10 protein-coding genes are annotated in these 10146 nt (G+C 67.6%); 3 read left to right on the top strand and 7 right to left on the bottom strand.

All coding sequences use genetic code 11. The features are described 5' to 3' along the window. Positions 1-230: 230 nt before the first annotated feature. Positions 231-1250 (bottom strand): hypothetical protein, encoded by a 1020-nt coding sequence (locus ACFWO8_RS17570; protein WP_378951626.1) that lies wholly within the window; start codon positions 1248-1250, stop codon positions 231-233. 58 nt (positions 1251-1308) lie between these two features. On the opposite strand from ACFWO8_RS17570, the gene ACFWO8_RS17565 reads away from it, so the two are divergent. Next, entirely contained in the window at positions 1309-1740 is a 432-nt protein-coding gene (locus tag ACFWO8_RS17565; protein WP_378951623.1) for a MarR family winged helix-turn-helix transcriptional regulator, read from the top strand. Between the two features lie 119 nt (positions 1741-1859). After that, a complete protein-coding gene (locus ACFWO8_RS17560; RefSeq protein ID WP_378951620.1) occupies positions 1860-3131 on the top strand; it encodes a glycosyltransferase 87 family protein in 1272 nt (423 codons plus the stop codon). A gap of 31 nt (positions 3132-3162) precedes the next feature. Here the strand turns inward: ACFWO8_RS17560 and ACFWO8_RS17555 are convergent, their stop codons facing one another. The 6 genes from ACFWO8_RS17555 to ACFWO8_RS17530 all read right to left on the bottom strand — a co-directional run bounded on the left by ACFWO8_RS17555 (position 3163) and on the right by ACFWO8_RS17530 (position 9392). After that, positions 3163-3675, bottom strand: coding sequence for an SRPBCC family protein (locus ACFWO8_RS17555; protein WP_378951617.1), 513 nt, complete (start codon positions 3673-3675; stop codon positions 3163-3165). A 279-nt stretch (positions 3676-3954) separates the two neighbouring features. Next, the gene (gene dmpG, locus ACFWO8_RS17550) at positions 3955-4989 is read right to left on the bottom strand and encodes a 4-hydroxy-2-oxovalerate aldolase (RefSeq protein WP_378951614.1); all 1035 of its coding nucleotides are present in this window, start codon (positions 4987-4989) and stop codon (positions 3955-3957) included. Between the two features lie 86 nt (positions 4990-5075). Then, on the bottom strand, positions 5076-5984 hold the full coding sequence (locus ACFWO8_RS17545) for an acetaldehyde dehydrogenase (acetylating) (RefSeq protein WP_378951611.1): 909 nt from the start codon (positions 5982-5984) through the stop codon (positions 5076-5078). Positions 5985-6039: 55 nt separating this feature from the next. Then, positions 6040-6825, bottom strand: a complete 786-nt coding sequence (locus ACFWO8_RS17540; protein ID WP_378951608.1) for a 2-keto-4-pentenoate hydratase — start codon at positions 6823-6825, stop codon at positions 6040-6042. Continuing rightward, positions 6819-8321, bottom strand: coding sequence for an MDR family MFS transporter (locus tag ACFWO8_RS17535; RefSeq protein WP_378951605.1), 1503 nt, complete (start codon positions 8319-8321; stop codon positions 6819-6821). The genes ACFWO8_RS17540 and ACFWO8_RS17535 overlap by 7 nt, the downstream gene beginning before the upstream one ends. Before the next feature lie 15 nt (positions 8322-8336). After that, the gene (locus tag ACFWO8_RS17530) at positions 8337-9392 is read right to left on the bottom strand and encodes a 2Fe-2S iron-sulfur cluster-binding protein (protein WP_378951602.1); all 1056 of its coding nucleotides are present in this window, start codon (positions 9390-9392) and stop codon (positions 8337-8339) included. A gap of 193 nt (positions 9393-9585) precedes the next feature. Here ACFWO8_RS17530 and ACFWO8_RS17525 point away from each other — a divergent pair. Beyond that, the coding region (locus tag ACFWO8_RS17525) for an SDR family NAD(P)-dependent oxidoreductase (protein ID WP_378951599.1) at positions 9586-10146 on the top strand (561 nt) is incomplete at its 3' end.

Below are 10146 nucleotides of genomic sequence, written 5' to 3'. Positions count from 1 at the left end.
CGGTGGCACCCACACTTTCCGCTGTCGAACCCCCTCGCGGTGCCAGACGGTCCGCGGTTGCGCGCTACACCGTACTCGCCTCTACGCGCAGCCGTGGCTGATTCTCGGCTACATCGCCGCTGATTGCAACAACGCCCCGGCGACTCCTGTCGACCGGGTCCGGAACTGTGTGTCCGGATGTCGGGCAAGGGAATTCGCCGGGGCGTAACCAGACTGATCGGGCGTGGGTGTCAGACGGCGACCGACTCGCCGATCTCCTCCTCGACCGTGGCAGCCGCGATCGGCTTCGGCGCGTGGCGTGCCTCGTGCCTGCCCGCCACCACGACGAGCGCAACGCCGACCGCCAACCAGGCGAACAGGCCGAACAGGCGGGCGCCGAATCCGGCACCACCGTCGAAGTAGAGCAGGTTGCGCAGGCCTTCGACGAAGTCGGCGCCGTTCCAGAACGAGTGCAGCGCACCGAAGAAGCCGTTCTGGAGTTCGGGCCCGTAGACGCCGCCGGAGGTGGTGAAGTTCAGCATCACGAACAGGGTGATCAGGGCCAGGGTGGTCCAGCGCTTCAAGAAGGTGTGCAGGCCGATGCCGATTCCGATGATGCCCGAGGTGTAGAGCCAGGCAATGCCGAACACGCTCGCGAAGTCGCTGTCGATCACGCCGAAGACCGGACCTGCCACGAGAACGCCGATGAGGCTGACGGCCAGCGCCGTCACCACACCGACCGCGGCGCGCACCCGCATCCGCAACATCGCGCCCGCGGCGCCGATCACGGCGACACTGCCGTACGCGCCGACGCTCAACGCGACCAGCAGGAAGAAGATGCCCTGACCCGTCGGATCACCATCGGCCTTGGTTGTCACATCGGTGATCACCAGTGGCACACCCTGATGATCGGACACCGACCGGAAGGCCACCTCCGCGGCCATCGCGCTGGTATCGGAGCTCGCGGTGGCGACGAGCAGTTCCGGCTTGACGGCGTCGGGCACGTAGGCGCCGATGAGTTCGCGGTTCTGTAGCGCGCTGACGGCCGCTGCGCGATCGGGCACGGTGACCATGTCGAGGCCGGAGCCGCCCTTGTCCTTCATCGTCTGCGCCAGCACCATCGTCTGCGGGGAGTCGCCGACGACAGCGAGCGCCAGATTGTTCGGCTCGGGCTGATGGAACGCGCCCAGGTAGGCGAAGGCCATACCGAGGCACATCAGTAGCGGTGTCAACAGGTGTCCGGCGATATGCCGGAACTGTGTGCGAGTCATCGAGGAGAATCTCCAAACAGTTGGTAAATGCAACTATATATGGTTGTAGGATACAACCATGAACGCGCGGGACACAAGAACCCAGGCTGTCGACACGATCCAGCGGGAACTCACCGCCTTCGCCCGGCGGGCCCGGGGCCGTGCCGCCGAACTGCACCCCGAGCTGAGCTTGGTCGCTTACAGCATTCTCGACCTAATCCTCGAACGCGACGGATGCCTGGCCACCGACCTGGCCGAACAGTTCCTGCTCGACAAGTCCACCGTCAGCAGGCAGGTCGCCGCGCTAGAGCAGCTCGGCTACCTCGAACGTGCCGTCGATCCCGGCAATCGGCGCAATCACCTCCTGCACGCCACCCCCGCGGGCCGAACGGTCGCCCGAGAGGCCGAACGCCGCCGTCGCGAGGCCTTCCAGGCGCGTTTCGCCGACTGGCCCGACGAGGACGTCGCGGCCATGGCCGGTTACCTGACCCGCTACAACCGGGGCGACTGACCAACCCGGCATTCAACGCGGGCGGTCTGTCGGTGGGCATCCACCTGGCTATTGCGCGCGTCACTCCCGCCGATGGGCGGTGCCCCGTTGACGCACGCGAGTCGGTATAGTCGCCGCGGATGAGTAGTGACACCACCCACCCCGTGCAAGAGCGTTCCCCACGCCCGATCAATCGAGCATGGTGGCTGGTGCCGGTATTGCTCACCATTGTTTCGGTCGTCTGTGTCAGAACGCCGCTGTGGCCCTTCGAACGCTATTCCGGTGGGTTCATCGATCTCCAGGTCTACCGTCTCGGCATCGAGGCGATGCGCGACGGCGCCGATCTGTACGGCCAGCTGCCCAAGACCACCGCCGGTATCGGCCTGCCCTTCATCTACCCGCCGTTCGCGGCCATCGCGCTCGCGCCGTTCGCGCTGCTGCCGTGGGGCACGGCGAAGATCCTCTACGTCGTGGTGTCGATCGCCGCCGTCGCTTGGACGCTGTATCTGGTCGCCCGCCGTTACTACCCGGACCGCAAGCAGGCCGCCCTGCTGGTCACCGCCTGCGCGGTCCCGTTGGCGATGCTGCTGGAGCCGGTCCGCTCGACCATCGACTTCGGCCAGGTCAATCTCCTGCTGATGGTGCTGGTCGCCACCGACTGCCTGCTGCCGAAAACCCGCTACCCCCGCGGCATGCTGATCGGCCTGGCCGCCGCCATCAAACTCACGCCCGCCGCCTTCGTTCTCTACTTCCTGGTCCGCAAGGACTACAAGGCCGCCGCGACCGCCGCGGGCACCGGTGCGATCGCCACCATCGCGTCCTTCGCCTTCCTGCCCACCGAATCCACCCGCTACTGGTTCGGTGGCCTCGGCAATGTCTCGGGCCTGAGCGGCTCGGCCTTCCACACCAATCAGTCGATCCAGGCCGTCATGGCCCGCCTCCACATCACCGGGCTCCCCTTCGACGCCCTGTGGCTCGTGCTGGGTGCCCTGCTGCTGGTCCTCGTCGTCGCCGCGATGCGCAAGGCCGCCGACGCCCCCGTGATCGCGCTGTCCCTCAACGCGGTCTTCACGCTGCTGCTGTCGCCGATCTCGTGGTCGCATCACTGGGTCTGGATCGCGCCCGCGTTGCTCGCGATGGTCTGCCACGCCCGCACTCTGCCCGTCAGCAGTGCGCGAGGCTGGTATGCCACGGCCGTCGTCGTCGCCGCGGTCTTCGTGATCGCACCGCACAGTTTCCTGCCCGATGGTGAGCACCGCGAGACCTCATGGACGTGGGATCAGCACATCATCGGCGACACCTATGTATGGCTGGCTGTTGGGCTCGTTGTGCTGTTCCTCGTCACCGGACGTCGGTCGGCGCGGACCGTGGCGGCGCCGACGGCGGTCGAGGAGCCCGCGCGCGTCGCTTAGATCGGTTCGAGACGCCACCGGCGACGACTGATCATTCGAATCCGGCGGCTTCCTCCCGTGTCGGGCGGTGACCGACGGCCGCCGGGAGCCGGGTTGTGATTCCGTCGGGGTTCGCGATCTCGGCCAGCTGCCGAAGGTTCGAGTCCAGCCCCGACTGGATGGCGTGCCGAAGCACCACGGCATCGGCATCGCGCAACACCGTGCCGTGCAGACCGGTTCGAAGGGTGGCGCGCGATCCTTCTCCCAGGTGCTCGAGTTCCGCGGTGAAGGTGACCGCGATACCGGCCACCGCGCTGCATGTCATCGTCCAACTTCGGGCCGGGTGGAATTCGGTGACGGCCAAACGCAGGTCGTGGAGCATGTGGAACAGCTGGACCTGCGCGGCGAGCTCGTCGCCGGCATCGACTCGATCTGTTCGCGGGCCGGTCCAGGCGTGTAGTTCGGACATCCAGGCGGCGATCTCGTGCGGCTGGGACAGGATGTCCCACAGCCTTTCCGGCGGAACGGGCAGGGCGACCGCACCGCTGACCAGCACGTAGTCCACGCCGGAGGAAGGGGAGGGGTCAGGCGTTATCAACCGATCGGTCTGTCGCCTGCGATTGCTCCGCTGGGCCATGATCCCCCACTCATCGCCGACACGGCGTGCGGTGTTCGCACGTCGATCTTGTCCCGAACGGCGTGTCAGAGACGCTAGCCGACCGCCACGAAATGTCCATCCGGATGGGGGATCTCGCGAGTGACACCAGATCGGCACCGGGTTCTTCGTGGAAAGTCACCATCGCCCCACGTGCGGTCCACAGGGGGCGATGGTTCGTGGGCTGGGTCAGACGGGGAGAGCGGCTTCGCGTTGGAGTTCGAGGGCGATGTCGATGAGCTGGTCTTCTTGGCCGCCGACGAGTTTGCGTTCGCCCGCGCGGACGAGCATCTGCGCGGCGGAGACACCGTAGCGTTCGGCCTGGCGTTCGGCGTGCTTGAGGAAGCTCGAGTAGACGCCCGCGTAGCCCATCATCAGGGCTTGGCGGTCGAGGAGGCATTCCTGCGGCATGGCAGGGCGGACGACGTCCTCGGCGGCGTCGGCGATGGCGAAGAAATCGACACCGGTGGTGATGCCGAGTTTGTCGGCGACACCGACGAACGCTTCGACCGGGGTGTTGCCCGCGCCCGCGCCGAAACGGCGGGTGGAGCCGTCGATCTGGGTGGCGCCCGCGCGGATGGCGTAGACGGAGTTCGCGACGGCCAGGCCGAGGTTTTCGTGGCCGTGGAACCCGACTTGGGCGTCGGTGCCGAGTTCGGCGACGACAGCGGCGACGCGGTCGGAGACCTGTTCGAGGACAAGGGCTCCGGCGGAGTCGACGATGTAGACGCAGTGGCAGCCGGCGTCGGCCATGATCCGGGCTTGCTGTGCCAGGATCTCCGGCGGCTGGGTGTGCGACATCATCAAGAACCCGACGGTTTCCAGGCCGAGGTCGCGGGCGAATCCGAAGTGCTGGATGGAGACATCGGCTTCGGTGCAGTGGGTCGCGATCCGGCAGATCGAGGCGCCGTTGTCCTGGGAGATCTTGATGTCTTCTTTCACGCCGACGCCGGGCAGCATGAGGAACGCGATCTTGGCGTTCGCGGCTGTCTCGGCGGCGATCGTGATGAGTTCCTGCTCGGGGGTTTTGGAGAACCCGTAGTTGAACGAGGATCCACCCAGGCCGTCACCGTGGGTGACTTCGATGACGGGCACACCGGCACCGTCGAGGGCGGCGACGATGTCACGGACCTCGGTGGCGGTGAATTGGTGGCGTTTGTGGTGGGAGCCGTCACGCAGGGAGGTGTCGGTGATCCGAATGTCGAGTTCGGCAGAGAATGGCATGGTCGAGTCTCCTTACGCCCGGCTCGGCGGCGGCGGCCGCAGGGCCTCGGGGGTGATGGTGTCGAGGGCTGATGAATCGGTCATGGTCACACTCGCGTCGACAGGATCTGTTCGGCCACGACCTCACCGACGCGAGTCGCGGCCGCGGTCATGATGTCGAGGTTGCCCGCGTAGGGCGGCAAGAAGTCGCCGGCGCCTTCGACCTCGACGAATACCGAAACTTTCGCCAGCCCGCCGGAAACGACCGAGGGCTCGTCGAACTGCGGTTCGTTGAGCAGGCGATAGCCGGGCACATACTGCTGGATGTCGGCCACCATCTGATGGATCGATGCGGTGATCGCGTCATGGTCGGCGTCGTCGGGAATGGCGCAGAAGATGGTGTCGCGCATGATCATCGGCGGTTCGGCCGGGTTCAAGATGATGATCGCCTTGCCGCGCTGAGCACCACCGATGGTTTCCACGCCACGGCTGGTGGTCTTGGTGAACTCGTCGATATTCGCCCGAGTACCCGGGCCTGCGGAGTTCGATGAGACCGAGGCGACGATTTCGGCATAGGGGACGGGCACGACGCGGGAGACGGCGGCGACGATCGGGATGGTGGCCTGTCCGCCGCAGGTGATCATGTTGACGTTCGGCGCTTCCAGCAGCGAGGCCAGGTTGACCGGCGGCACGACAGCCGGGCCGACCGCGGCAGGGGTGAGGTCGATGGCGCGGATGCCGAGTTCGGCGTATCGGGGTGCGGCGGCGCGGTGGACGTAGGCCGAGGTGGCTTCGAAGACCATGTCGGGTTTGGTGTCCTGGGCGAGGAGCCAGTCGACGCCCTCGGCGGAGGTTTCCAGGCCGAGCCCGCGGGCGCGTTTCAAGCCTTCGCTGTCGGGGTCGATGCCGATCATCCAGCGGGGCTCGATGGATTCCGAGCGCAGGAGTTTGTAGAGCAGGTCGGTGCTGATATTGCCGGATCCGACGATCGCGGCGGTGACGGTACCGTGGGACACGGTCGGCCTCCTCGAGGAATAGCGGCCCGAACAGGCCGGCGGATGTGGGGTCGGCTCAGGTGAACGACAAGCGGACGGAGCCGAGTCCGGTGAAGTCGGCGAGGAAATCGTCGCCGGGACGGGCGTCGATAGCCCGGGTGCAGGAACCGGGCAACACGATGTCACCGGCTTCGAGCCGCACCCCGAAGGTCGCGACCTTGCGGGCGAGCCAGGCCACCGCGATCACCGGATCGCCCAGGACCGCGTCGCTGCGGCCTTCGGCGATGACTTCACCGTTACGGGTGAGCACGGCGTCGATGGCGGTGATGTCGATGTCGGCGGGGGCGACGCGTTGCTTGCCGAGCACCCACCCGGCCGAGGAGGCGTTGTCGGAGATGGTGTCGGCCAGGCCGATCTTCCAGTCGGTGATCCGGGAGTCGATCAACTCGATCGACGGCACATAGGCGACGGTCGCGGCCAACACGTCGGCTTCGGTGCAGTCCTCGCCGGGCAGATCGGCGCCGAGGATGAACCCGACCTCGACCTCCACCCGGGGCAGCAGGAACTTCGAGGTGTCGACGGGGACGTCCTCGTAGACCTCCATGTCGGCGAGCAGGTGACCGTAGTCGGGCTCGTCGACGCCCATCATCTGTTGCATCGCCAGCGACGACAGCCCCACCTTGTGCCCGACCACCTTCCCGCCGTCATCGAGCCTGCGCCGGATATTGAGCAGCTGGATCTCGTACGCGTCCACCACATCGATGTCCGGATACCGGTCCACGATGGGAGACACGGCCACCCGATCCAGCTCCGCCCGCGCCAGTTCGGCGGCGAGCTCGGCGCGCATGCCGGTTGTCAGCATCCTGGCTCCCTCTTCTCTTCTGGTGATACCACCCCATGCTCGTCGTCGAGACCGTGCGCGGGGCCGGGCCCTCCCGCTGGATGGACAGGAAATTGCATGGCCCGGCCGGGGATCGCCGCACACGCGGCCACCAGCACGACGGTCATCGCCGCGATGGTCGCGAACACGAGATGTACTGCGGCCGACAGTGACTGCGGCGTCGGCACACCCGCATCACCGAGGCGCGCGTTGACAACCGCACCGAACGCGGCGACCCCCACCGCGCTGCCGAGCGACCGCGCGAACATATTCGCCGAGGTGACGACGCCGCGTTCGGTCCACTGCGCGCTCGTCTGCGCCGCGATGAGCGTGGGTGTGGCCACCAACCCCATGCCGGCGCCGACCACGAAACACGAGGCGGCGACCTGCCACAGTGCCGAGTTCTCGTCGAGCATCAGAGTCGTCGCCGCGCCGATCGCCGCGACGGTACTGCCGAGGACGGCGCACGTACGAAACCCGAAGCGCAGGTATATCTTTCCGGCCTGAGCGGCCGCCAACGGCCAGCCGAGAGTGAGCGCGCCGGTGACGAGTCCCGCGACCAGGGCGCTCGTACCGAGCACACCCTGATTGAACATCGGCGCATACGTCGTGAACCCGAACAGCAGCGCCCCGCCCAGCATGGCGGCCACACAGCTCGCGATCACCACCCGCCGGGTGAACACCCACAGCGGAAGAATCGGGTGCGTGGCTCGCGCTTCGACAACCACGAACAGCGCGAGCGACAGTGCGGCGCAGCCGAAGACCGCGAGGCCGACCGGCGATCGCCACGCCCAGGCGTTCCCGCCCTCGAGCAGCCCGAGCACCAGTGCCCCCGCGCCGAGGGTGAGCAGTGCCGCACCCGCGTAGTCGACGCTGCGGTGTCGCCGGGGCACGGACTCGTGGAAATTGCGGACCAGCATCCACCCGGCGAGCGCGGCCAGCGGCAGGTTGACCAGGAAGATCCACCGCCAGCCCAGGTAGTCGGCGCAGATGCCACCGAGCAGTGGGCCGGTCACCGACGCCACCGCCCACACGCCGGCCAGATACCCCTGGACAGTGGCACGTTCGGCCAGCGTGTACAGATCACCGGCGATGACCATGGTCGTCGGCTGAATCGCACCGGCACCGATGCCCTGGACAGCGCGGAACACGATCAGGGCGAGCATGCTGCTCGCCAGCCCGCACAGCAGCGAGCCGATCGCGAATACCGCGATGCCGAACAGCATCACCGGCTTGCGACCGAACGAGTCGGCCAGCGCGCCGTAGATCGGCACGGTGACCGCCTGGGCGAGCAGATAGCTCGTGAACAGCCACGGGAACAGGGTGAAATCGCCGAGACTGTCGGTGATCGACAGCACCGCGGTCGCCAGGATCGTCGAATCGAGCGCGACGAGTCCGGTGGCGAGCATCAGCGAGGCGAGTACCGGCCCACGGTCCGAGCCGAATCCGACCTCGGATCGTGCGGTATCGGTTGCCACAGCACACCTCTCGGCTCAGAAACGGATACGGACCTGATCGGAGCGCGGACGGGCCTGGCAGGCCAGGGCGTACCCGGCGTCGATGTCCTCCTGATCGAGGATCGACGCGTTGGTCATCGTGACCTCACCGTCGACGACGGTGCACGCGCACGAACCGCATTCGCCTTCGCGGCAGGAATAGGGGACATCGAGTCCGTCGGCGAGCATCACGTCGACGAGGGTGCGCGAGCGTGGCCAGCTCAGCGCGTGCACCGCACCGTCGAGTTCCACCTCCACGTGCGCGGCGTCCTCGGTGTCGACGAGGTCGAGTGGCTCGGGCTCGGCGAAGGGATCACCCGACAGCGAGACGAACACCTCGGTGGTGACGCGCTCGCGCGGCCACCCGGCGCCGGACAGCGTCTCGGTCACCGCCGACATGAACGGGCCGGGCCCGCACACGAACGACTCGAAGGCCGAATACGGTGCGGCGAACTCGGCCAACTGGGTCGTGGTGGGTAGGCCTTGGAGCGATTCGAGCCAGTGCGCCACGGTAATTCGACCCGGATATCGAGCGAGGAGGTCGCGGAGGGCATCGGCGAAGATGACCGATTCCCGCTCGCGATTGGCGTAGAACAGGACCACCCGGCCCGTGCCGTGCGCCAGGGCGGACCGCAGAATCGACATCACCGGCGTGATACCGCTACCAGCGGCCCACAACAGCAGATCGGCGTCGAGGGAGGTCGGGGTGAAGGTTCCTTGCGGCGGCAGCACGTCGAGGGTGTCGCCGACGGAGACGTTGTCACACAACCAATTCGAGCCATAGCCGCCGGCCGTGCGCTTCACCGTGACCTGCGGCGGATCACCCGTGAACGGCGAACTCGCCAGCGAGTAGCAGCGCGCCACCGGGGCGGTCCGCTCGCTCGGGATACGCACGGTGAGGAACTGGCCCGGCCGGTAGGCGAAACGGTCGGCGACCGCATCGGGCACATCGAACACCAGCGAGCGCGCGTCCGCGGTCTCCTCGATCACCGCCGACACCCGCAGCGTCACCACCCGCGAGCCACGCGGAACGTCGACAGTCGCCCTCGTCACTGGTGTCCTCCTCGATCACAGAACCGGCGTTGCGGAACAACCGTCGCAGGCCCGTCGCCGCCGCGGAGCCCATGGCTCCCGGTGGCCGGGACATCGCCGCGCACTGCCCGCTGACCGGGAAGACCAGGGCAGATGCGCTGGGCGCGAACCCTAGCGTCGAGCTCGTGGACACCAGATTCTCCGGGGGCACCCGATGAACCGCATGCACAACACCGTCGCGCTGGTGACCGGCGCGGCCGGGGGAATGGGCCGCGCCCATTGCCGTCGGCTGGCCGAGGAAGGCGCCGACATCATCGCACTCGACATCGAGGCCGCCGCGGCCGAATTGGCCGAGACAGCACGCGAAGTCGAGACGACAGGTCGCCTGTGCGTCACCGGCGTCGCCGACGTACGCGATCAAGCATCCATGGACGCGGCGGTCGCCGATGGCGTCGCCGCACTGGGCCGCCTCGATGTGATCGTGGCCAACGCGGGCATCTACAGCGACCTCGGCCTGTCCTGGGAGCTGTCGGACCAGGCCTGGCAACGCACCATCGACATCAACCTCACCGGCATGTGGCACACCGTGCGCGCGGCCGTTGCGGCCCTGAGCGACGGCGGCTCGGTCGTGATCGTGAGCTCCACCAACGGCATCGTCGGCGCGGCGGCCGCCGCGCCCGACACGGCGCGCAAGCACGCCGTGGTCGGACTGGCCCGCACCCAGGCCCACCAGCTCGGCCCCCGCGGGCTCCGGGGGAACACGGGGCGTCCCGGG

This window comes from Nocardia sp. NPDC058480 (assembly GCF_042720495.1).
Classification (GTDB): Bacteria; Actinomycetota; Actinomycetes; order Mycobacteriales; family Mycobacteriaceae; genus Nocardia.
This window is presented reverse-complemented; position numbering and strand designations above follow the sequence as displayed.

Bases quoted from the DNA above. Each gene is read 5' to 3' on its own strand.
- ACFWO8_RS17570 (WP_378951626.1), bottom strand. From the start codon at position 1,250: ATGACTCGCACACAGTTCCGGCATATCGCCGGACACCTGTTGACACCG.
- ACFWO8_RS17565 (WP_378951623.1), top strand. From the start codon at position 1,309: ATGAACGCGCGGGACACAAGAACCCAGGCTGTCGACACGATCCAGCGG.
- ACFWO8_RS17560 (WP_378951620.1), top strand. From the start codon at position 1,860: ATGAGTAGTGACACCACCCACCCCGTGCAAGAGCGTTCCCCACGCCCG.
- dmpG (WP_378951614.1), bottom strand. From the start codon at position 4,989: ATGCCATTCTCTGCCGAACTCGACATTCGGATCACCGACACCTCCCTG.
- ACFWO8_RS17540 (WP_378951608.1), bottom strand. From the start codon at position 6,825: ATGCTGACAACCGGCATGCGCGCCGAGCTCGCCGCCGAACTGGCGCGG.